This window comes from Mycobacterium venezuelense, assembly GCF_054919535.1.
On sequence record NZ_JBONDW010000088.1, the window covers coordinates 1 to 255 of the forward strand.

Genomic DNA, 255 nt, shown 5'->3' on the forward strand with positions numbered 1-255 from the left:
GGTGCGGGTAGGGCGTGTTTGTCGAGTTTGCCGTTGACCGTGACCGGCAACCGATCCAACACCACAACCGCCGCAGGCACCATATAGCCCGGCAACCGCTGCCCCAACTCAGCACGCACCCCCACCACATCCACACCACCACCGGTGACATACCCCACCAACCGCTTATGACCAGGCTGATCCTCACGAACCACCACCACCGCCTGATCCACACCCTCCACCCCAGCCAACACGGCCTGAACCTCACCCAACTCA

The 255-nt window shown here is 62.7% G+C and carries 1 protein-coding gene; it reads right to left on the reverse strand.

Annotated elements, in window-relative coordinates; translation table 11 throughout:
• Positions 1-255, reverse strand: a 255-nt coding sequence (locus tag ACRCUN_RS34315; protein ID WP_462146052.1) for an AMP-binding enzyme, incomplete at both ends; no start/stop codon positions are given.